This window comes from Pseudoalteromonas sp. J2K-J979, from assembly GCF_058169715.2.
Genome location: NZ_CM200281.1, coordinates 1,255,286 through 1,278,413 on the forward strand (window position 1 = coordinate 1,255,286; position 23,128 = coordinate 1,278,413).

At 39.7% G+C, this 23,128-nt stretch carries 21 protein-coding genes; 12 read left to right on the forward strand and 9 right to left on the reverse strand.

Annotated features, from left to right (window positions below; all coding sequences use genetic code 11):
* The first annotated feature begins 57 nt into the window (after nucleotides 1-57).
* Nucleotides 58-1,395, forward strand: coding sequence for a sigma-54-dependent transcriptional regulator (locus AC3KVK_RS05845; RefSeq protein WP_490313458.1), 1,338 nt, complete (start codon nucleotides 58-60; stop codon nucleotides 1,393-1,395).
* Nucleotides 1,395-2,720, forward strand: a complete 1,326-nt coding sequence (locus AC3KVK_RS05850; RefSeq protein ID WP_490313457.1) for a sensor histidine kinase — start codon at nucleotides 1,395-1,397, stop codon at nucleotides 2,718-2,720. Before AC3KVK_RS05845 ends, AC3KVK_RS05850 begins: the two co-directional genes overlap by 1 nt.
* A gap of 41 nt (nucleotides 2,721-2,761) precedes the next feature.
* Here the strand turns inward: AC3KVK_RS05850 and AC3KVK_RS05855 are convergent, their stop codons facing one another.
* The 7 genes from AC3KVK_RS05855 to dinG form a co-directional block, all read right to left on the reverse strand.
* Entirely contained in the window at nucleotides 2,762-3,736 is a 975-nt protein-coding gene (locus tag AC3KVK_RS05855) for a DUF418 domain-containing protein (RefSeq protein WP_490313456.1), read from the reverse strand.
* Nucleotides 3,737-3,994: 258 nt separating this feature from the next.
* Nucleotides 3,995-4,168 (reverse strand): DUF2496 domain-containing protein, encoded by a 174-nt coding sequence (locus AC3KVK_RS05860; protein WP_490313455.1) that lies wholly within the window; start codon nucleotides 4,166-4,168, stop codon nucleotides 3,995-3,997.
* Nucleotides 4,161-4,430 (reverse strand): late competence development ComFB family protein, encoded by a 270-nt coding sequence (locus AC3KVK_RS05865; protein ID WP_490313454.1) that lies wholly within the window; start codon nucleotides 4,428-4,430, stop codon nucleotides 4,161-4,163. The genes AC3KVK_RS05860 and AC3KVK_RS05865 overlap by 8 nt, the downstream gene beginning before the upstream one ends.
* A 114-nt stretch (nucleotides 4,431-4,544) precedes the next feature.
* Nucleotides 4,545-5,456 (reverse strand): histone deacetylase family protein, encoded by a 912-nt coding sequence (locus AC3KVK_RS05870; protein WP_490313453.1) that lies wholly within the window; start codon nucleotides 5,454-5,456, stop codon nucleotides 4,545-4,547.
* Nucleotides 5,453-6,040 carry a primosomal replication protein gene (locus AC3KVK_RS05875; protein WP_490313452.1) on the reverse strand — a complete coding sequence of 196 codons (588 nt, stop codon included), beginning with the start codon at nucleotides 6,038-6,040 and terminating at the stop codon, nucleotides 5,453-5,455. The genes AC3KVK_RS05870 and AC3KVK_RS05875 overlap by 4 nt, the downstream gene beginning before the upstream one ends.
* Entirely contained in the window at nucleotides 6,037-6,816 is a 780-nt protein-coding gene (locus AC3KVK_RS05880; protein WP_490313451.1) for a TSUP family transporter, read from the reverse strand. Before AC3KVK_RS05880 ends, AC3KVK_RS05875 begins: the two co-directional genes overlap by 4 nt.
* The gene (gene dinG / locus AC3KVK_RS05885) at nucleotides 6,816-8,888 is read right to left on the reverse strand and encodes an ATP-dependent DNA helicase DinG (protein WP_490313450.1); all 2,073 of its coding nucleotides are present in this window, start codon (nucleotides 8,886-8,888) and stop codon (nucleotides 6,816-6,818) included. The genes AC3KVK_RS05880 and dinG overlap by 1 nt, the downstream gene beginning before the upstream one ends.
* 144 nt (nucleotides 8,889-9,032) lie before the next feature.
* Between dinG and AC3KVK_RS05890 the strand changes: the two genes are divergently transcribed.
* From AC3KVK_RS05890 to AC3KVK_RS05930, 9 genes are all read left to right on the forward strand, one after another.
* On the forward strand, nucleotides 9,033-11,375 hold the full coding sequence (locus AC3KVK_RS05890; protein WP_490313449.1) for a DNA polymerase II: 2,343 nt from the start codon (nucleotides 9,033-9,035) through the stop codon (nucleotides 11,373-11,375).
* Nucleotides 11,376-11,696: 321 nt separating this feature from the next.
* Nucleotides 11,697-14,582, forward strand: coding sequence for a TonB-dependent receptor domain-containing protein (locus AC3KVK_RS05895; RefSeq protein WP_490313448.1), 2,886 nt, complete (start codon nucleotides 11,697-11,699; stop codon nucleotides 14,580-14,582).
* Nucleotides 14,583-14,658: 76 nt separating this feature from the next.
* Nucleotides 14,659-15,711 (forward strand): hypothetical protein, encoded by a 1,053-nt coding sequence (locus tag AC3KVK_RS05900; protein ID WP_490313447.1) that lies wholly within the window; start codon nucleotides 14,659-14,661, stop codon nucleotides 15,709-15,711.
* A 353-nt stretch (nucleotides 15,712-16,064) separates the two neighbouring features.
* Complete coding sequence (locus AC3KVK_RS05905; RefSeq protein ID WP_490313446.1) at nucleotides 16,065-16,835, forward strand: DUF3450 domain-containing protein; 771 nt, start codon at nucleotides 16,065-16,067, stop codon at nucleotides 16,833-16,835.
* Between the two features lie 5 nt (nucleotides 16,836-16,840).
* Nucleotides 16,841-18,205: a MotA/TolQ/ExbB proton channel family protein gene (locus AC3KVK_RS05910; RefSeq protein WP_490313445.1), complete on the forward strand. Its 1,365-nt coding sequence runs from the start codon at nucleotides 16,841-16,843 to the stop codon at nucleotides 18,203-18,205.
* Complete coding sequence (locus AC3KVK_RS05915; RefSeq protein ID WP_086743669.1) at nucleotides 18,205-18,729, forward strand: MotA/TolQ/ExbB proton channel family protein; 525 nt, start codon at nucleotides 18,205-18,207, stop codon at nucleotides 18,727-18,729. The genes AC3KVK_RS05910 and AC3KVK_RS05915 overlap by 1 nt, the downstream gene beginning before the upstream one ends.
* Nucleotides 18,730-18,743: 14 nt before the next feature.
* Nucleotides 18,744-19,145, forward strand: coding sequence for an ExbD/TolR family protein (locus AC3KVK_RS05920; protein WP_086743668.1), 402 nt, complete (start codon nucleotides 18,744-18,746; stop codon nucleotides 19,143-19,145).
* Nucleotides 19,145-19,756, forward strand: coding sequence for an energy transducer TonB (locus tag AC3KVK_RS05925; RefSeq protein WP_490313444.1), 612 nt, complete (start codon nucleotides 19,145-19,147; stop codon nucleotides 19,754-19,756). Before AC3KVK_RS05920 ends, AC3KVK_RS05925 begins: the two co-directional genes overlap by 1 nt.
* A gap of 15 nt (nucleotides 19,757-19,771) precedes the next feature.
* Nucleotides 19,772-21,043 (forward strand): tetratricopeptide repeat protein, encoded by a 1,272-nt coding sequence (locus tag AC3KVK_RS05930; protein ID WP_490313443.1) that lies wholly within the window; start codon nucleotides 19,772-19,774, stop codon nucleotides 21,041-21,043.
* A gap of 46 nt (nucleotides 21,044-21,089) precedes the next feature.
* Here the strand turns inward: AC3KVK_RS05930 and AC3KVK_RS05935 are convergent, their stop codons facing one another.
* A complete protein-coding gene (locus AC3KVK_RS05935; RefSeq protein WP_490313442.1) occupies nucleotides 21,090-21,596 on the reverse strand; it encodes a diguanylate cyclase domain-containing protein in 507 nt (168 codons plus the stop codon).
* Between the two features lie 45 nt (nucleotides 21,597-21,641).
* Here AC3KVK_RS05935 and AC3KVK_RS05940 point away from each other — a divergent pair, with 45 nt between their 5' ends.
* Nucleotides 21,642-22,742, forward strand: coding sequence for a hypothetical protein (locus AC3KVK_RS05940; RefSeq protein ID WP_490313441.1), 1,101 nt, complete (start codon nucleotides 21,642-21,644; stop codon nucleotides 22,740-22,742).
* Here the strand turns inward: AC3KVK_RS05940 and AC3KVK_RS05945 are convergent.
* Nucleotides 22,739-23,080 (reverse strand): TraR/DksA family transcriptional regulator, encoded by a 342-nt coding sequence (locus tag AC3KVK_RS05945; RefSeq protein ID WP_490313440.1) that lies wholly within the window; start codon nucleotides 23,078-23,080, stop codon nucleotides 22,739-22,741. The two genes, AC3KVK_RS05940 and AC3KVK_RS05945, sit on opposite strands and share 4 nt — an antisense overlap.
* Nucleotides 23,081-23,128: the final 48 nt, after the last annotated feature.

The window sequence follows — 23,128 nt, forward strand, 5'->3', positions numbered from 1 at the left end:
TGAGCAGCGAAATAAGCCATTAGTTATTACACGCCATTAAGGAAGATAACAAAAAGAATGTGTAAAATTTTAATTGTTGATGATAATCCAGCGATTTTAGAGTCGCTGGCTTTATTACTCGAAATTCATGATTACCAAGTAGTGTGTGCTAAAACGCCATTTGAAGCGCTGCAAATTGTCCGCTATCAGCGAGTTAGTTTGGTACTGCAAGATATGAATTTTAGTGCTGACACCACTTCTGGCGAAGAAGGTGTGACGTTGTTTCATGATTTAAGGGTTATTAATCCGACATTACCCATTATTTTAATGACAGCTTGGACAGAATTGGAAACTGCGATTGAGCTAGTTAAAGCTGGCGCAGCTGATTATCTTGCTAAGCCTTGGGATGATCATAAGTTATTGGTCAGTATTGCAAATCTTATTGCTCTGGGTGATGCGACTAATCAAAATGAAACCCTCACTAGGCAACAAAATGAGCGCACTTTTGTTCATCAACAACATGACTTAGTGGGTCTTGTTTATGCAAGCACTGCGATGCAGCGCATCGTTGATATGGCTTTACAATTAGCTAAATCAGATGTCTCAGTGCTTATTACCGGTCCTAATGGTAGCGGCAAAGATCGTATCGCACATATTATTCAGGCCAACTCAGCTTTGGCGCACCAGCCTTTTATTAAAGTCAATGCTGGGGCGTTACCACAAGACCTGATTGAAGCTGAGCTTTTTGGTGCTGAAGCCGGGGCTTATACTGGCAGCAATAGCCGACGAGTCGGACGTTTTGAAGCCGCTGATGGCGGCACGCTCTTTTTAGATGAAATCGGTAATTTACCTTTGTCTGGACAGATGAAACTCTTGCGAGTATTGCAAAGTGGTGAGTTTGAGCGTTTAGGCTCAGTTGCTACGCAAACGGTCTCTGTAAGAGTGATTTCTGCCACAAACGCAGATCTGCGTTTGGATATTGCGGCCGGTCGTTTTAGAGAAGATTTATTTTACCGTTTGAATGTTATTGAGCTGCAGCTACCGGCCTTGAATGAACGCGTTGATGATATTCTCCCATTAGTTCATCATTTTTTACCTAACCGAGAGTTAAGCGTGATGGCTGAACAAGCACTCTTGGCGCATCCGTGGCCAGGAAATGTCCGTGAACTTGAAAATGCCTGTAAACGAGCCGCGGTTCTCAATCCGCATGGTCAGTTAGAAGCGCAAGACTTTGCGTTGGCAAGGCATAATGTTGCTGAGAAAATAGCAACAACTCGTGTACAAGAGCCTGATAAGTCAGAGCTTGAACAGGCAATGCATCAATATCACGGAGTGATCGCAAAAGTGGCTCGCCATTTTGGTTTAAGCCGTCAAGCATTGTATCGGCGTTTACAAAAATTTGAGATTGAGTATTAATGCTAGGATTTCACTCCCTTCAAACAAAATTATTAGCGTTAGTGGCATTTACTACTGCAGCGCCTGTCGGCTTACTGGTATGGCAACAGTCCTGGCCTTTTGGCTTGAGTGCATTTCTGATGCTATTTGCGATTATGGGGAGTGTATTCTTCGCTTATCGTCTAATACGTCCGACTATGCAAGGGTTAGATGCGTTAGAGTTGGGGTTATTGAATTTCAAAGATGGTGATTTTTCGACATTACTTAATTATCAAGGGCAAGATGAGTTAGGGATGTTGTGTGGATTGTACAATGATACCGCCCAAAAACTTCGTCAAGATAAGCAATGGATTTATCAGCGGGAGCTGATGCTTGATAAGGTGCTGCAAAGCTCGCCTCAAGCATTATTATTAATAGATGATAGTCAGCACTTAGTATATTCGAACCAAACTGCACGTGAGTTATTTTTACACGGTAAAAAGCTTGAAGGCTCATTACTTACTGATATTTTAGCAACGGCTCCTGAGGCTTTAGGGATTGCGCTTACTCATGGCAAAGATGGTTTATTTAGTTTTGAAGTGGCAGAGAATGATATCCAAACTTGGCATTTATCGACAGGGCGTTTTTTACTCAATAATCAATACCATCACTTATATTTATTTAAGCATTTAACCCGAGAGCTTAGCCGTCAAGAGGTTGCTGTATGGAAGAAAGTCATCCGTGTTATCAGTCATGAATTGAATAATTCTCTGGCCCCTATTTCGTCGATGCTACACAGTGGTCAAGTATTGGCGGGGAAACTCGACGAGCCTCGTCTAGCACGTGTATTTAACACGATTGATGGTCGGATCCGCCATTTAAGTGAGTTTATACAAGGTTATGGTCGATTTGCAAAACTGCCGACTCCACAGCCTGCCAGTATTGAGTGGCAAGAACTTATTAATACATTAAAACTACAATGGCCATTTCAATTTTGTGGTGATGTCCCAACAGCTTCAGGGTATGCCGATCGCGCTCAGTTAGAGCAGCTTTTAATCAATTTATTAAAAAATGCTCATGAATCAGGTTCTAAGCCTGAAGACATTGAAATAAGTATTGCTTTAACAAACGAAGGTGTTCAACCAGGTCATCTCATTAGTATCAATGATCAGGGCAAAGGAATGACAGAGACTGTGATGAACAATGCTTTGTTACCTTTTTATTCAACTAAGCCGAGTGGCTCAGGACTTGGTTTAGCACTGTGTCGTGAAATAGCCGAGGCGCATCAAGGAAAAATAAGTATTTATAATCGCTCACATGGGGGAGTCAGTGTAAAAGTATGGCTTCCACTCTCGTGTTTTAGTTAAAAGGGGTTTTATCAGCTAAATCGCTCATTTTTTGGGTGTTATTAGCTGATATTATTGAATTTATGTATTTTTAACTGCACATATTGCCTATAAGAGCCACAACGCCATAGCCACTCACAGGGTCCGTATTTAAAGTAACGTAACCAAATGGCACTAAAATAAGCTTGTAGCGTAAATATGATAAAAGCAATGATAAAACACGCTGCAGGACTCAGTGTTTGATAAAGGCTTAATCCGATTGCTGAAAATAAAAATAACCCGATGAGGCTTTGCAGTAGATAATTGGTGAGTGCCATTTTTCCAACGTAAGCAAAAGGCATAAGAACTCGCTTCGCAATACCTTTTTGCCATAGCCATGCCAACCCCCATAAGTAACACAAGCCTAAACTGACATCACTGAGAAACATGGCTTTGAACCAAATAGGTCGCAAGACTTCATGAGTGTACAAACTGGTGTGAGGTAAGATAAATAAAAATGAAACTTTGTAAATCACGCCAAGTAAGGTAACTAAAATCGCGGTTTTTTGATGATAGGTGACCCAATCTTGACTACCTAGGATGTGCGAGGATTTACCAGCGGCAATGCCCAGTAAAAACATTGATAAAGCCATCGGGCTTAAGTAAAAAAGCAGCATGGGGAAATTTGCAAGATATTCATGCCAATGGAGATTAATGATTGCACCATAACTCTCTTTTTGTAAAACGTGAATAATGCCTTGTTCAGAGTACTGTAATAGCGCGGCATCGAATGAAAATGGTATCACTTCGGTAAAATACTGAGACAGATTGTCATAGAAAGGAAAGAACAACAGTATTGTCGCAATTAAGATGAGATTTTCTTTCTTTACATGGATAAATAACAAACAAAGCAAACCTAAAATTGCATATAAATGCAGCACATCTCCTGACCATAAGAAGTGGATATGTGCGATACCAAAGCAAAAAAGTATCAACATCCTGCGCGAAAAGAACCCAAAATACGCTTCGTTATTTAGTCGCTTTTTTTGCATTTGCATAGCTAAACCAAAACCAAATAAAAAAGAAAAAATCGGAAAAAATTTATTATAAAAGAACAGTTGAAGAATTCGATTAATAACCAGACTCACTGGATCGTTGAAGTTGGCGAAATATGCATCTTGATTGATAAACAAGCAATTCATGATGGTGATATTAATAAAAAATATGCCAAAAATGGCAAACCCTCGAAATACGTCGAGGAGGGGAAGTCGCGTGTGATAAGGGGATGTCATGAATTTTATTGTTTTTAAGTTATTTTAATTGTTCTTGTCTTGCGTTTGGAGCTTGCGAGTAAAATCATCTTTGACGATATCGAGTGCGGCGAGTACATCAGCAGGATCCAGATCATGCTGCTCGAGCAGCATAATCAAATCTATGGCGAGTTGCACATGTTGCGGTGCGCTCGCTAATTGCTCGCTAATATCACTCATGGGTATTGCGTTTGGCAATTAAGTTGAGAGCGACTTTGATTGCTTCTTTTACTTTGGCTTCCATTTCTATCCGCTCTTTTTGCGGCGAATAAAACGCCATGTCGACTTCAAAGCGTATGTAGCGAGTCGGAAGGTGATTGAGAACCGTACAGCAAAAGTCGGCCAAAGTGTCATCGTCGAATTTCTTATCAATTTTTTGTTTGACGATTTCATCTAACATGAGTTTTTCATAATAATTGTGAATGTCATCATGTAGTTTCATAGCGCTCTCCAATATATAAAATACACGGTCAGTGTGTTTATGCTGATTATAAATGTAACACTTAACTGCTCATTATGAGAATTAATTCGTTGATATTTTACTCTTTATTTAGCTTTAAGTAGGTGATGTACTCGTCAAGCTGGCTTTGATTAATTGCCAATGTACCTCAGCTAGTTGCTCGACATTGCGTTGATATCCTCCTCCTAACGCACACGCTAGCGGTAAGCCTAGTTGTTGGCATGTATTTATTACGTACAGATCACGTTGATAAACGCCTTCTAAACTGATATTGAGGTAGCCAAGTTCATCGCCTTGATAGATATCAGCCCCAGCATTGTAGAGCACTAAATCGGGTTGGTAGAGTCGGATGCTCAATTCTAAGGCTTGCTGCACTGTTTCAAGGTATTCCTCATCAGTGCAACCGCGATTAAGCGGGAAATCCAGATCCGAGATTTGTTTTTGTGCGGGGAAGTTCTGTTGACAATGAACAGAGCAAGTGATGATTTCGGGGTGCTGTTGAGCAATTTGTGCGGTTCCATCTCCTTGGTGTACATCAAGATCAAAAATAAGGACTCGTTCAGCTTTTTGTGCTTGAATGCAATGCGCAGCAGCAATGGCTAGATCGTTGAAAATGCAAAAACCACTGCCAAACTCACGATGCGCATGGTGATAACCGCCGCTAAGATGGATGGTTAAGCCATGGCTTAATGCCGTTTCTGCACTGGCGATGCTCGCACCTATGGACTGAAATGTCCGTTTTACTAACTGTGGTGTCCAAGGAAATCCCAACTTACGAATGGCTTTCTCTGAAAGTGTGCCAGTAATAAATGCATCAATGTATTGCGGATCATGGCAAAGCCGCAGCTGCTCTATCGTGGCGGGCAGTGAATATTGACTAATCGAGACATCTAATGAAGCATGAGATAATTTTTCGAACAAGTACTGATATTTTTTGATTGGAAAGCGGTGTTTAGGGCCAAGAGGTAGGTCAGAATAAACGGGGTGATAAAAGAAATACGGTGTCATTTTGATTTTTCGGCTCGTTGAATTTTCTCTTCGATGGCGCTGATCGCTTTTCGGCAGCGGCCTAAACGACCGTGTAAAGCAAGAATTTCGAGGTTTATCTTACTGGCTTGTTCAGTAGAAGCTTTATCGAGTTGCAAACGGCGCAGTGAGACCATTTCGTTTAATCGTCGTTCGAATTCATGGTGTTCAGATAGCTCTTTGTATAACTCATGGGACGATTGCATTACATGTTGCACTGCTTTTTTGTAATATTTTTTACGAGTGGCTTGGTTTTCTTTTGCCCAAACTGGAGTGGCTTTTAATACGCGAACGATTGCTTCAAGTTGTAAAGAGATTTTTTCGACCGCAAAAGTGTAGCTGTTGCGCTGTGTCATCGCAGGCATACAGGCGAGGGCGTCGGAAATTTCATCTACATAGTCAGCCAAAAGTAAACTTTTACTACTAAACAAGTGGGGATCGAACAATTGTTGTTTGTGGCGAAAATGGCGGTTTTTATCGAGCAGCTTCGCGTTATCGAATTGTTTTGCGTCGTGTCTGAGTTTATTTATTTGTGCTTCGAGTCGCTCTAGAACCGTTAAACTCATACAAAATACGCCTCATAAATCAGTTTTGAAGCCAGTAAAATAACCATAGTATTAAATAAAGGTTTAATTAATTTACTACCAAATTTAATTGCAGAATGGGCCCCTAACCATGCCCCAAACATCAAAAAAGCGCCCATGGTAATGCCTAATAAAAAATTGACATGACCCAGTACGATAAATGCTGCTAACGAGACGACATTGCTGACAAAGTTCATGGAACGCGCTAAACCACAATTGAGTAGCAAATTCATTTTATACAAATACGCATTACTAGCCGTCCAAAAAGCGCCAGTACCTGGGCCCGCAAGACCATCGAAAAAGCCTAAACTGAGTCCTTGTCCGACTTGTTTTGCGTCTAAATGCGGAATGTTATCAGGCATTTTGATACTTTCACCGTGATTTAGACGGCCAAAAATGCTGTAAATAGCGACTAAAATAATAATAAGGGGTAATAACTTATTTAGCATATCTGTTGAAAGATAATCGACTATTAAAGTGCCCAATAGCGCGCCAACTGCAGTGGCGGCGATGGATTTTTTCCAAAAGCTGGGGGTAAATAATTGCTTTTTATAATAAGTGACGCTGGCCGTTAATGAGCCAAAACTGGCCGCTAATTTGTTGGTGCCGAGAACCAAATGTGGTGGCAGACCAGCAGTGAGTAAAGCAGGCACAGTCAGCAGACCGCCACCGCCAGCAATAGCATCAATAAATCCGGCAGCAAAAGCAACTGCACATAAAATGGCCCAAGTCGATGGGTCCAGAGCGAGTTCTAACATTAATAGTCTATTTGTCTTTTAAACGGGGGTAAAGAGTCAAGCATTGCTTTACCGTAACGTTTACTAATGAGGCGCCGATCGAGTATGACAATTCGGCCTGAGTCACGTTCTTTTCGCAGCAGTCTACCACAGCTTTGCACTAACTTCTTAGACGCATCTGGCACAGTTATCGACAAAAAGGCATTACCACCGCGCTTTTGAACATACTCAGCTTGAGCCTCTTCTACAGGAGAAGTGGGCACAGCAAAAGGTAATTTAGTAATGATCAGATTTGTTAAGTAAGCACCAGGCAAATCTAGCCCTTCAGAAAGCCCCTGTGTGCCCATTAAAATTGAGCCATTGCCGCCATCGATTTTACTTTTATGCAAACTCAACAACGATTCTCTCGAAGCTTCCCCTTGAATTAGTAAACTCAAGCCTTTTGAGCGTAAGCCTTTGGCGACCTCACCCATTTGCCAATAAGATGAAAACAAAATTAAATTACCTTCATCTTGTTTTATAAAATCAGGTAAACAGCGAATTAAGTTTTGGGTAAAGTTTTTATCGGTCGGCTCACAATCCATTTTGGGTATATGAATAAGTCCTTGGTTCGGGTAATCAAAGGGGGAAGGCACTTTTAAGTACTTCACCCCTTCTTCGCCGGCAAGGCCTGATTCATACGAAAAATGATCAAAATTCCCTAACGCAGTAAGTGTGGCGGAGCATAAAACAGCGCCAGCACACTCGTTCCACAATTTATCTTTGAGATAAAAACCGACTTCTATTGGGCAGTCAGCTAAGAGATGATCATGATTGTTTTTATATTCAAGTTGTTTTAACCAGCGCGCATGAGGGGTAGTTTGGCTCGAATGGGTGAGGTTAAACCATAGCTTATTGAAGTTTTCAACGCGCTGAAGATATACGCCTGTTTCGGATAAAATGGGTTCGGCTACTTGAGCTTTGACATCGCCATCGCTTAAATCTTGCGTGAGTGCGTCATGCATTTTTCTGAGGTGTTTTAAAATAAGTAATGAGGCATCATTGAGGTCTTTACTGAGAGTCGATAACGTTTTGGGAAGCTCACCATCTTTGAAGCGATAGACATTATCTTCATTAAATTCAAATGGTGTTTCACTTAAAAAATCACGCACTTTTTTGAGTAACGAGTTGGCATCATTAATGGCATCGGCTAGTTTAAAGTTTAGGCCTATCGCACGTTGTGACGAAATAGCGTTAGCTAACTTTTGATTGAACTTAAGCAACTTTTCGAGCCACTCTAGCGTGCCTTTGATGGTGCCCGAGGCAGATGAAAAGTCGCGAGTGATTTGCGGCAAATGGTGCGCTTCGTCGATAACATAAACGCAATTATCAGGTTCAGGTAAAATGGTGCCCCCACCTAAATCAAGATCAGCCAATAATAAACTGTGATTGACAACCAGCACGTCCATTTGATTGAGGCGGTTCCGTGATTGGTGAAATGGACAGTGTTGATGGCCGCTTAACTGACGTTGACACGAGTGTTTATCACTGGCTATGAGGTGCCAAACCGCATCAGGGATGGTGTCGGCCCAACTATCGCGATCACCAGCCCATTGGTTTTTTTGGTAAGCCGTTTGTAATTGCAGTAGGCATTTTTTTTCCATATCTGATAGCGGGGTTGAACTAAGGGGAATGAACTCAAGCTGTTGCGGTGACTCCTCGAGTGCCATAGCCAGTTTTTGCGCGCATATATACCGGTTGCGACCTTTTACTAAATCAAATTTAAAGTCGAGGCCTGAGTGTTTGGCAAAAAAAGGTAATTCTTTTTCAATTAATTGTTCTTGCAGTGCTACTGTTGCGGTGGAGATGACTAATTTCTTGTTTTTACTAAATGTATAGGGAAGTGCCCCTAAACAGTATGCAAGCGATTTACCGGTTCCAGTTCCAGCTTCCATAACGCAAATTCGCTGAGTTTTGTGGTATTCGCCACTCAGGGTTTTAGCAATTTCAGCAACCAGGTAATTTTGACCTTTTCGTGGTTTGTAGTCACAGAGGTTGTCGGCCACTTGTTGATGTATGTGACGTATGGTTTTTTTTAGCGCATCAGAAAGCATCAAACAAGCCTAAAATAAGGAAAAGAAATGAGTCAAACACTCTGTTTGACCACAGATTAAAAAACGCATTTTAGAGTGTCAGGAAAGTGCGTACAATAAAAAACATTCACAAACTTATATTCGTGTAGCCAATTGAGCGTGAGCGTGTCAACTTCTAACTATGAATACTTCAGTGGGTTTGTTCTCACTAAGCAACAATTTAAAACTCGAGAAGGGTTTGCTCTGTGTTATTGGCTTGCGACCGAGCACGGGCCTGTCCGCGCCATTGTTGATCAACAAGAAGCGGTGTTTTTTATTTTAGCGTCGGACTTACCTCAGGTGATAAATGTTTTGTCTGAGCGGGGCATCAGGCCAAGAACACAGATCTTGTCATTAAAAACATTCCAACAGCAGGTTGTGGCTGCGTTGTATTTTCGTTCATTAACTGACTTTTATGATACAAAAAAATATTTAACGGCGAATCATATTCGTATTTTGGAAGGAGATATTCGCCACAGTGAACGTTTTTTAATGGAACGCTTTATTCGTGGTTCAGTAAAGGCGGGAGGGGAACTAAAACGAGGTCAATTCTTTTCGACTTTAACGCATACTAAAATGAAGTCTTGTGATTATCTTCCTGTGCTGAAAATGGTATCTCTTGATATTGAATGCAGTGGTAAAGGAATTTTATATTCTGTAGGCCTTTTTGGTAAAGACATTGCCAAAGTGATTATGGTTGGGGAGTCACAAACTGATACTCAAGAAATTATTTGGGTCAAAGATGAAACTCAGCTTTTATCTGAACTTGAACTTTGTATTAGTGAGTACGATCCGGACGTCATTATTGGTTGGAATGTGATTGATTTTGATTTTACTTTATTGGTTCGTCGCGCTGAGCAATTAGGGTTGGAGCTACGACTTGGCCGTGGTGCACAAAAAGTTCAACTAAAAGACTCGAAAGTAGCCAAGTTATTGGTACCGGGTCGCGTTGTACTGGATGGGATTGACACCCTAAAAAATGCCACTTACCAATTTTCGACTTTTAGTTTAGCGAATGTTGCTCACCAATTGCTTGGTGAAAAAAAACTAATTGATTCTGATGACCAATTATCTGAGATTGAGTGGCAATTTAAACATGATAAGTTGGCACTAGCCGCATACAACTTAAAAGACTGTCAACTTGTTTGGAACATTTTTGAACAAGAAAAACTGCTCGAATTTGCATTACTACGCACACAGTTAACAGGTTTAGATATCGAGCGACAAGGAGGCTCAGTTGCGGCTTTTGTAAATTTGTATTTACCTTTGATGCACCGCAGTGGTTATGTAGCGCCCAATCTTGGCGATCAAGATGTGAATTTTTCAAGTCCAGGGGGGTATGTGATGAACTCCGAGCCAGGTTTATATAAAAATGTGATTGTTTTAGACTTTAAAAGTTTGTATCCCTCGATTATCCGTACCTTTTTGATCGATCCTATTGGCTTGATTGAAGGCTTGAACGATCCTAATGAAGCGGTACCAGGTTATCACGATGCATTATTTTCGCGTACAAAACATCATTTACCTCAGTTGATCGACCACTTATGGCAAGCGCGCGATGAAGCTAAAGCGGAAAAAAATCAAATGCGCTCTCAAGCGATAAAAATCATCATGAATAGCTTTTACGGTGTGTTGGGCTCATCAGGATGCCGTTTTTATGATCCAAGGCTTGCGAGCTCGATTACAATGAGAGGCCATGACATTATGCTTAAAACGCGCGCAGAAATAGAGCGGCTTGGGTTTCGTGTGATCTATGGCGATACTGACTCTACTTTCGTTGCATTGCAGGATGACTATGATGCTCAAACTTGTCAACAAACAGGCAGCAAAATTGAGAAACATATCAATAATTTTTGGCAAAATTATTGTGAAAAACAATATGGTTTAACCAGCTATTTAGAGATTGAATTTGAAACTCTTTACAGTCCATTCTTTATGCCCACCATCCGGGGCAGTATAACAGGGTCAAAAAAGCGTTATGTTGGACAAGTAAAAGGGAGGGGCGGCAATCATTTGGTGTTCAAAGGCATGGAAACCGTTCGCAGTGATTGGACTGAGTTGGCCCGTGTATTTCAGTCAGAACTTTTTGAACGGATATTTGCGAGTGAATCGGTAGAAGAGTATATAAAACAGATAATTACTTCCTTAATGGCGGGGAAGTTGAATCATCTTTTGGTGTACCGAAAGCGCCTTGGCCAAAATTTAAGTGAATATGTTAAAAATATCCCACCACACGCACAAGCGGCACAAAAATTTCAGCTCGATAATCCGGATAAACGCTTCCAACGTGGCCAGTGGATACAATACATAATATCGAAAAATGGCCCTGTTATGGTGTCTGAAAAGCCGGTTATCCCTGATCTAGAACATTACCTTGAAAAGCAGCTTAGGCCGATTGCTGAATCAATATTACCAACCATAAACTTAACTTTTGAGCGTTTTTTAAGCGGTCAAGAGGAAATGTTCTAAAAATAATAAATATTTTTTGTAATAGATTGGTTACAGAGGTTGTTAGAAGTGAAATTCAACTGAAAGTTTTTCTTATTCAATTAGTTAAGGTTTTTTTTAATGGTCGGTGATGATGTATATATATGTGTCATTGTGTGTCTGTTTTGAAATATGTGCTGCTAAACTGTTAATTCTTTATAAACATTTGTTGACCGATGTTTCCCCTTATGTTTAATATTTGCCTCGGATAATGAGCTTGACTCGAAAATCGTTAATTAGTTCACATTAATTAACAAAAAAAATTAAATCGCACCAAAGAGTGTGGTCCAGGGAGAAATCTAAATGTTAAATAATAAAATCTCAAAAGCTGTTCGCCTAGCGATTGCTTTTGGTGCTGCGTCAACAGCAGCATTCACATCGAACGTTTTTGCAGCTGAAGAAGGTGCAGAAGCAGTAGAGCGAATTGAAGTAACAGGTTCACGTATTAAACGTACAGATATGGAATCAGCTTCTCCTGTTACAGTGATTACTGCAGAGCAAATGAAAGCTCAAGGTATCCAAGATGTTGGTCAATTCTTACAAAGCAGTGCTGTAATGTCTGGTTCTCCAGCAATGACTACAACAAATAATGGTGGTTCTGGTGCAACTTCAGTTGAACTTCGTGGTTTAGGTTCTGCTCGTACTCTAGTACTTGTTAATGGTCGTCGTCCAGTAAGCAGTGATTTCCAAACAATTCCTAGCTCAATGGTTAAACGTATCGAAGTACTTAAAGATGGTGCTTCTGCTACATACGGTGCTGATGCGGTAGCGGGTGTTGTTAACATCATTACTCGTAAAGATTTCGAAGGTGTTGAATTAACACTTCAGACTAAAGGTTCATTTGATGTAAGCACAAATGACGAAACTGGTTTCAGCCTTGTTTTAGGTAAAGCGTTTGATAAAGGCCACTTAGTAGTCGGTCTTGATTATGTTGATCAATCAGCTGTTTACCAAGGTGATACACCGATCGACTTCATGAACTACCCTTGGCAGGTTTGGGGTTCAGATGCTGAAGAGTCTTTCTGGAAGAATGGTTTAATTGGTACAGGTGATAATGCGAATGTTATTGAAGTAGGTTCAGGTTCAGTTCCTTGTGGTAACTTCTATTTGCAACACGGTCCAAGCCAAACAAATGGTAAGTGTGATGGTGGCATTGCAGCACCTGGCGACATGCGCGATTTCGTAGGTGGCGGTCCAAACAATGATACTTATAACTACGCACCAGTTAACTATCTTCAAACACCTTATGAAAAATTAAACATTTTCATTGAAGGTTCAATGGAAATTAATGATTCAACTCGTGCTTACACTGAAACACGCATCAATAAGCGTACTTCTCGTCAAGAGCTAGCAGCTGTTCCTTATGATACACGTTTTGATCCGGGTTACTCTGGTACTTATGGCAAAACAAATGCAGACGGCACACCAGTATTAGATGATGAAGGTAACCAGGTAATGGTTGCTTTTAACGGTGTATCAAAAGATAACTTCTATAACCCGTTTGGTGAAGATGTGCTCCGTTCACGTCGTCGTATGTTAGAAGGTGGTCGTAGCTTTGAGCAAGACATTGTTGGTTTCCAACAAGTTATCGGTTTCGAAGGCGAAATCAATGATAATTGGTACTACGATGTAAACTACAACTACGGTTATACTCAAAATACATCGACAGACTTCGGTCAATTGTTTGGTCCTAACCTTGCTAAAGCAATGGGTCCATCTTTCAAAGATGCAAATGGTAACATCGTATGTGGTACTGCAGCAGCACCAATTGCTGACTGTGTATCTATGAACGTATTCGGCGGACCGGGCTCTGTTACTCAAGAGATGCTTGACTATGTAACTGCACCGCTTGTAGATGCAAGTAACTATACAGTTCAAACGTTAACTGCTTTTGTTGGTGGTGATGTGTTTGAATTACCAGCAGGTATCGTATCTGGTGGTTTTGGTTTCGAATATCGTAAAGAAGAAGCTGAAGCGCAAGTTGACTCTGGTAAATTCATGAGCGCGGTTACAGGTAATAAATCGAAAGGCACTAATGGTGACTTTGATGTAACAAGTTTATTCACTGAGTTCCGTATTCCTTTACTTGCTGATGCTCCAATGGCTGAGTCCTTAGACCTTAAAGTTGGTTTACGATACGACGATTTCAGCGCATTCGGTGATTCAACAACTTATCAATTAGGTGCAGAGTGGAAAGTTATTGATGAATTACTAGTGCGTAGTACTTACGGTACTGTATTCCGTGCACCAGGTATTGGTTCTTTATATGGTCCAGAGTCTGATTCATTCCCTTCAGCAACAGATCCATGTAGCACAGCAAACTGGGGTAGTTTAACTTCTGCACAACAAGGTTACTGCCAAGCTGACGGTGTACCTGCAGGTGGTTCTAACAACTTAGACGGTCAGCAGTTAGCACGTGTAGGTGGTAACCCAGACCTTAAACCTGAAGAAGGTGATACATTCACAGTAGGTTTTGCTTATTCTCCAGAGTTTGCTGAAGGCCTAGGTATTACTGTTGATTACTGGGCAATTGAGATCGAAAAAGTAATCGATGGTGTAGGTGCATTTGATTCACTTAAAGGGTGTTACTTAGGCGGAATCGAGTCTCTTTGTGATAACGTTGAGCGTACAAATGGTGAAATCTCACGTTTAAGTGCTAAAGCCAGCAACTTAAGTCGCATGACAGCTAAAGGTATTGACTTTGAAGCTAACTACTCAATGGAAGCATTAGGTGGTGATTGGAGATTCAACCTTTCTTGGACTCACTTCTTAGAGCGCGAGAATCAAATCTATAACTCTGAGTCGTTTGAATTCGAAATGAAAGATCTTAACGGTTTATTCGAAAACGATACAAACTACGCTACAGATAAAGCAAACTTTAATGCTAGTTACTCTATGGATGATTTAACAATTTCATACGGTGCTAACTATATTGGTGCGCTTGAGTACACTGAGTTATTATACTGGGGTACTACTGATGGTCACGTGTACAATGTTGATTCATTCATGTACCACGATGTTACAGCAACTTATAACTTTGATACAGGTACTGTAGTTTCTGCCGGTATTACTAACGTACTAGACGAACAGCCTCCGTACATCGAGCCTGCATTCAACGGTAATACAGATGAAAGTAACTATCGTTTATTTGGTCGTAGCTGGTTCATCCGTTTAACTCAAACTTTCTAATTGTTAGTTTGTAGATAAAAATATCTAATAAGGCTGCTTTTGCAGCCTTTTTTTATGGCAATTGAGGACTAAGATAATGAAGCGTGATTTATTATTTAACCCTGATTACTTACTACATGATTTAACATTAGTTTCACATGAGTACACCTTTATAAAGGTGAATAAATATTCATACTCCAATTCAAGTTTTTTGGATACGAGAATACAGGGAGCAACAGGGGAAACATGGCAGGTTAATATGCCATTACTAAATCAGATCATAGCAGAGGAAAAGAAGGGGGTTATACCGACAAACTATCTTTTCCATATTTCATTTGTTGCCTCAACTCTGATTTCTCGGTGTCTAAATGTTGATGGTAAGGTCTTTTCGTTACGTGAACCCTGGATATTACGCAAGTTAGCAGATACAAAAAGAGGGCTCATACATACAGGTAATTTTGACCTTAATTTATGGCAAGACCTTGTTACTAATTGTGTAAATTTATTGGGTAAAACCTACTCTGAATCAGAGTCAATATTAATAAAACCAACCAATGTGGCGAATAACCTTATAGAAGATATTTTTAGCCGCTGTCGGCATGCTAAAGGGTTGTTTATCTATACAGATTTAGATCAATTCATACTTTCAAATTTAAACAAGTCACAAGAAACAAAGAATAAAATGCCATTGCTCGTTAAAATTCTCCGTAGAGAAGCTAGACAAGAAAAGTGGCTAGAGAAACTCGAGATTGATCAGTTATCACATATAGAAGCGTGTATTTTGATTTGGTACTTTCATTTAGATCAATTTATTCATTTACCTGTCACTATTAAAAGCAGACTTCTGTTAACCAATATCGAAACATTCTTTGAAAACCCCAAACAGTCATTGAGTGATTTCAACCAGTTTTTAGATTTAAAATTAACTGAGTTGGATATGAGTTCAATATTAAATTCTGAAGTCTTAAAAAAGAATGCTAAAGCTCCAAATGAGGCTTTCAATTCAAAAATAAGAGAAGGTAGATATTATGCGATTAGGAAAGAGTTTGAAGAAGAAATAGTAAAGGCTAAGCGCCATCTTAACAATGTTATAAATTTTGATATTGAGAAGTCTATTTTACAAAAGCTAAATATTGATAAACTACGTTAATAAGAATCACTACAATTAAATCTTTCCTTATTTTTAAAAATATATTTCAAATCTAATGAATAATTATCAAGTTTTCTGATAAAAATAAAAGTACTTTTAATTAACAAAAAATTAAATACTGATAGCTTAGACCCGAAAATATATGCTAGGTGAATATTTTTATATGTAAATGTAATGTAATGATTTTTATGTTAGCAGATAAATATGGCAGATAGGGCAAACATCGAGTTGACAGAGCTTGCAGCATTTAGCATTATTGGTGAGTTGACGCTTTTATAAAAAGCGTTGGTTCTGGTTGAGTTTTAATCAGCTTTAAATTCTAAAAAGTAACATTACTTAATTGGTTGGGAACTATGTCTGTTAAAATCAGAAAAAGTCTTGTAGCAACAGCGTTGGTTGGCGCATTTGCATTTGCAAGCAGTAACGTGATGGCAGATCCTTTGAATGAACTTCACAAAGCTGAAGCGCAAATTCACAAGGCTGCTGTAAAATCACAAGCGAAAGTAGATAATGCTTTTGAGCAAACTCAAGAATTACTAGCTGAATACCGTTCAGTAGTAGATGAAAAAGAGATCTTAAAAGTTTATAACGATCATGTTGCAAATTTGGTTGCAGACCAAAATGCTGGTATTGAATCGTTTAATCGTCAAATCGCGACTATCGACAAAACGAAACAAAACGTTGTGCCTTTGATGTATCGCATGATCGATACGCTTGAGCAATTCATCAAAGCGGACGTTCCTTTTGAGACAGAAAAACGTTTAGCGCGTGTAGAAAGACTTCGTGAAACAATGGTTAATTCTTCAGTTACGACTTCTGAAAAATACCGTCAAGTTTTAGAAGCTTACTTAGTTGAAAAAGACTACAGCTCTATCGTTGCATCTAGTCAAGGTACGTTGAAGTTAGATGGCCGTGAAATTACAGTTGACTTCGGTCGTGTAGGCCGTGTTGCTTACGTAGCTCAGTCTTTAGATATGAAACATGCTTGGGTATGGAATAATACTTCTAAGTCATGGGATGAATTAGGTGAAGAGTACCTTAAGCCTGTGAAAGAGATGATCCGTATGTCACGTAAACAAGCGTCATACGATCTTGTTAAACTACCAATCTTTGGCGCGGAGTAATATTAATGAAGAAACTTTTTAAAGGTTTTGCTGTCGCTGCAGCGTTATCTGTTTCTGCAGGCGCTGCGTTAAATGCTCACGCTAATACAGCTGAACTAGATAAAATCTTAGATCAAGTTAAAAAAGAGCGTATTTCTGAAGGCAAAATTAATCAGCAACGTGAGCAAGAGTTTTTATCTGCACGTTCTGATAAACAAGCTTTATTAAATAAAGGTAAACGTGAACTTGCAGCTGAAAAAGCACGCGGTGAGCAGCTTAAAAAGCAATATGCGCAAAATGAGCTAACTCTAGCAGCTAAAGAAACTGAGCTTGAAACAGCGAAAGGAACGTTAGGTGAGATGTTTGGTGTTGTACGTCGTGCAGCAGCTGAAACAATTGGTTCAATTGAAGCATCTGTAGTAAGTGCTCAATTCCCTAACCGTGATGAAGTACTTCGTTCATTAGCTGCAGCTAAAGAACTTCCAACAACTCGTGAACTAGAAGAGTTATGGATTGGTCTTCAAACTGAAATGACTGAGTCAGCAAAAGTGTCTACTTTTGATGTTGAAGTTGCACAGCTTGACGGTGCTACTAGTGTTAAATCTGTAACACGTATCGGTACTTTTAACTTGATTAGTGAAGATGGTTATTTAATTTATCACCCTGAAACAAAACAGGTTCAGCCGCTAGGTCGTCAACCTGATGCGTTCATTACCGATGCAGCAAACGAATTACGTTCTGCTTCAGCTGGTAGCTACGTTGGTTTCTTCGTAGATCCAACTCGTGGTTCAATCTTGCGTCTCAACACGCAAAAAGCAACTCCTGAAGATCGCTTCCATCAAGGTGGTGAAGTGGGTTACATCATTGCTGTTTTACTAGTAATTGGTTTCATTATCGCGTTAGTGCGTTTAATTGACCTTTCTTTAGTATCAAGCAAAATGAAAGCTCAACTTAAAAACCCAGGTGCTGCTAACGAAAACAATCCGCTTGGCCGTATCTTAAAAGTTTACCATGACAATAAACACCAAGATGTTGAAAATCTAGAGCTTAAATTAGATGAAGCGATTCTACGTGAAACACCACGTATTGAAGCGGGTATTAACATCATCAAGATTTTCGCTGCAATTGCACCGTTACTAGGTCTACTAGGTACAGTTGTTGGTATGATCGATACGTTCCAACAAATTACGTTATTTGGTACTGGTGATCCTAAGATCATGGCTGGTTCAATCTCTATGGCACTTGTAACAACTGCATTAGGTTTGATCGCCGCATTACCATTAATTTTATTCCACGCTGTTGTTCACGGTCGTAGCAAGTCAATTGTTCACGTTCTTGAAGAACAAAGTGCAGGCATCATCGCTGCTCACGCGGAGAAGGAGAAAGCCTAATGCTATTCCTGATAGAGCTTTGGGAATCTGTCAGGGATTTTGTGGCAACAGGCGGCCAAGTTCTTTATGTGGTCGCAATAGCACTCTTTCTTATGTGGGTATTAATGATTGAGCGTTATTGGTTCTTAACTGCAGAATTTCCTCGTATGAGAAAATCGATTATTGCAAGTTGGGACGCCCGCCAGGATACAACTTCCTGGTATGCACACAGAATCCGTGATGCATGGATTTCTGACGCGGCTGAAAAATTAAATCAGCGTATGTTGTTGATAAAAACCTTAGTTGCTATCTGTCCTTTAATTGGTCTGCTTGGCACTGTAACCGGTATGATTGCTGTTTTCGAAACGATGGCTAATCAAGGTACAGGTAACGCACGATTAATGGCAGCTGGTATTTCAATGGCTACTATCCCGACAATGGCTGGAATGGTTGCGGCATTATCTGGTGTTTTCTTTAGTACTCGTCTTGAAGCCAAGGCTAAAGTCGCTAAAGCAAAACTTGTAGATAGTTTGCCTCATCACTAGAGAGAGAGTTTAATATGGCACGTAAACAACGTTTCCGTGAAGACGAAGACGCAGCAGTAGATATGACACCGATGCTAGACATCGTATTTATCATGCTGATTTTCTTTATCGTGACGACATCATTCGTGAAAGAAGCGGGTATTGAAGTCAATAAACCTAAGGCAGCTCAGGCTAGCAAGCAAAAAAATGCAAATATCTTCGTTGCCATTCGTGACAACGGTGAGATTTGGATTGACAAGCAACAAGTCGATGTTGAGCGTGTAGCAGCTAAAATTGAAAGTTTACTTGCAGAGCAACCTACTGATGTTGTTATTATCCAAGCGGATAAAGAAGCAAAACATGGTGTTGTTGTAAAAGTAATGGATGCAATTAAAGCTACTGGTGACTTAAGAATATCAATAGCTGGAGACCAGTGATGATTCGTTTTCTGTTTTCACTTTTAGCAGGTGGGGCAGTTACTTTCGGCTTGTTCTTTTTCATGGCGTATCTTATCTCCGGTGGAGCAGATCGCGCACAAAATGAACAAGAGCAGATTATAGTCGAAATTATGACGAATCCGCCTGAATCCAAGGTGCAGCAGCGAAAGCGCGTTCCGCCGCCGCCGCCACCACCGCCGAAGCAGCCGCCTAAACCGCAGCCGCCTCAGCCGGAAAATAGTAATCCAAATGCTGGCTTAACATTTAATATGCCATCAATTAACTTGGGTGGTCCATCTACAGGTTTATCTGGCCCTGGTGCCTTTGGCCGTGATGGAGATGCGACTCCGATAGTTCGTATCGAACCTAAGTACCCACCACAAGCAGCGCGTGATGGTAAAGAAGGTTGGGTTCAACTTTCATTTACAATCAACGAGCTAGGCGGTGTTGATGACATTGAAGTTATTGCAGCAGAACCGAAACGTCTATTCGACCGTGAAGCGAGACGCGCACTGTCGAAGTGGAAGTACAAACCTAAGATTGTTGATGGTAAACCTATCAAACAGCCTGGTTTACAAGTACAGCTTGACTTTAAACTTAACCAAGATTAATTAAGGAGGAATGGAATGAAAAACTTATCTAAAGTAACAGCTCTTGCACTGCTTATTTCTCTTGGTGGTGGCTTAACAACAACTTCTGTATTAGCCAAGCCTAATTACGAAGAAATTGAAAAGCGCAAAAAAGCAAAGACTCAAGTGATGGGTGAGCGAGTAGGTAAAAAAGTGATGAAAGCTTTTGAACTATTCCAAGCCGAGCCACAAGATATTCCAGGTGCAATTGCTATTCTTGCTGAGCTAGATCCTTCTGATAAATTTGATGCCGCTACGGTAAACAATTATCTTGGTCAGATGTACGCTCAGATCGAGAAGTATGATTTAGCTTCTAAACATTTAAAATTGGCCATTGATGCAGATGCTTTGAACTTTAAAGATCATGCACAGTCAATGCGTACTTTAGGTGATATTTATCTTAGTAATAAAAGGTATAAAGAAGCTAAAGCATTATACTTAGGTTGGATCGACTTCACTGGTGAAGAAGATCCACAAGTTTATCTTCGTATTGCCAATGTGCATTATGAGTTAAAAGAGTATAAGCAAGTTATTGCTCCTGCTGATCGCACTATTGATCTTCTTAGAAATAAAGAGCCAAATAAACAGGCTTTTGATATGAAGATTGGTGCATACAGTGAGTTAAAAGACTTTAAAAGTGCTGTCAAAGTAGCCGAAGAAGTTTTAAAAACTTGGCCAGATAAGCCAAAGTCTTGGACTTTATTAGGTCGTTTCTATATGCAAGTAGAAGATTATAAAAAAGGTCTTTCTACTATGGAAATCGCTTATAAAAATGATTACTTTGACTCAGAAACTGACTATCGTATTTTAGCGAGCCTTTATTCACTTAACGATATTCCTTGGAAAGCGGGTTTAACGCTTGAAAAGGCATTGAAAGATGACAAAGTTAAGCGTAATAAAGACAATATTAATGCAATGGCTAGTTACTTCCATCAAGCAAAAGAAATTTCTAAAGCTGCTAAGTATTATCAAGAAGCGGGGGCGTTTGAAAATGACGCTGAACTTTATCGCAAAGCAGGTTCAATTCTTCTTAGAACTGAGAAGTATGCGCAATCTGTATCAGCGTTAAACAAAGCTCTTGAGCTAGGCACTAAGAAAGAAGGGACAACTTATACTGATTTGGCTGAAGCCTATTATCACCAAGAAAAGTATAAGCAAGCTTACGCTGCAATTAAAAAAGCAATGGAAGACCCTTCAACACGTAAATTTGCGCAAGGCTGGTCTGTATTTATTAAAGACAAAGCAGCTCGTAAAGGTGTGAAGATTTAATTTTGTTTTAAAAAAGCCCCGGAAGGGGCTTTTTTTTACCTAAAATCTAATGTTCTGTGTAGGTAGTAATTTTATAGCTATTGACACCATTGAGCTCGGCAGCATGAAGCACTTCGACAGTTTCTTTAAAAAACTCCTCTATGTTAACAGTATCATTAGGATGTACATTAACTGCACCATAACAAATATTGACTGCCCCAAAGCTTTCATCTAAAGCCAATTTAATAGCCCCTTGAATCCTTTCAATTATTACATTAGTCCCATCTTGATCTAATCCAAATAACCCTAAAGCAAAATAGCTATCATTAAAGCGACAAACCAAATCAGTGCTCCGGTATGTTTGAAGTTTAAGAATTTTTGCAAGTTCAATGAATAGAATTTTTTGTTGTTCATCTATTAGATTTACATGAGGATTAACTAACATCACAGTAAGCGAATCTTGATCGCGAATTAATCGATGCCATTCTCGGTTAAATACTTCCATAAAATATGCTTGATTGTATAATCCTGTGTCATGATCTCGAAATGATGCATTTTGAAACGAAAAAATCATTTTGCTACCTCTCATGCTGTTTTCACACTTTAAGGTTAGATGAACTTGTCTAAAATTACTCTGTTATTATCAATATTAATCATATTTAATTTAGTAGGCTGTTCTGAGCCTGTGTCAAACACCACCGATTCTAAAGCACAGGTAATCGAACGTTTAAAACTCAATAATAACTGGTTGTTAGAAGTTGAAAAGAAGCAGCTTGTTAATACTCCCTTGCCATTTAACGAGCAATACCTTGAAACACGCCACCAATTGTATAAACAATTACAACAATTTGCTCATAGCCCTTTAATTCAAAAGCAATTGGAATACTTGATAATTGAAGAACGTTTTGCAGAAAGGTTTTATCCTTGGCCGCCAATAGTAAATGTTTTACTACCGCTATTAAAGAATCAACGAGGAAGTGAATTTGAGTTACTGAACTCTAAAGCTCAACATTGGCTAGAGTTCGTCGAAAATACATTGATGCAGAATCGAAACGATAGACTCACCTTGAATCGTATTGAGCTTAGTCAACTCAATGATTTTGCTGCGACCATCTTACAACAGCTTGAAATAACTAATGACGTTCAACAGTCAACTTCACAACTAAAAGAGCAGTTAGTACATTTTAATGCATTTTTATCTAATTATAGGCCAAGATCAGCACTGAGTATCTCCCAACAGCCAAATGGCTCGAGTTGGTATCAAGCAAAACTAAATTATTATTCCGGTTATTCTAAGAGCCCTAACCACTGGTTAAATAGTATAGTCTCAGCATTAAATGAAGGGCCTGAGAGCCAATTAATCAAATGGTCTCAGTTTTTTTCTCATCAAAAAAATGGGTTAAGTATTAATGAATTACTCCACTTCTTCAATGCTCCCATTACACACGAAGGGCTAGATTGGCGCACCAATTATGTTGATGTCGTTGCTGCATTTAAAGAAATAAACATTACAAGTTTGACGCCTGCCCACCGAAAAGTCGCACTTGTATTGGCTAATGTTGATCTAGGGATTCATTACCAATCTTGGTCTTATCAACACGCAGAACAATTTTTGATGAGTGAACTGGAATTTGATCAGCAACATGCGAAGTCAGTAATACAGTTTATTGTGCTGCAACCAGCTGTTTTGATGGCACCTGCAGCTCACTTATATCTTTAACGTTCGCAGTGTCGACAACGTTGCTTTGTTGGATTTTTCTTTAGATCTTTAATTGGGATGGGTTCTTCACAATCGGCACAGTAGCCATATTGACCAATATCAAATTGGCATAATGCAGCTTCAACTTGTGTTAATTCACTGACGAGATCACTATGATCGGGTGAGACATTATACTCTAATAATTCTACCCAGCTTGTTTGTGGGTGGGTTCGCAGCATCTGCGCCAAGTTTCTCTCAGCTGAAATGGTTGAATTGGCAAGACACTCAAGTAAGTCTTGCTGGATGCGATTTAATTGTACTATTAAATGTGCTTTTAATGAGTTTAACGCATGAGCCATGTGGCACCTCCTATATTATAAAATGGAGTATAGGAGGTGAAGATTTAA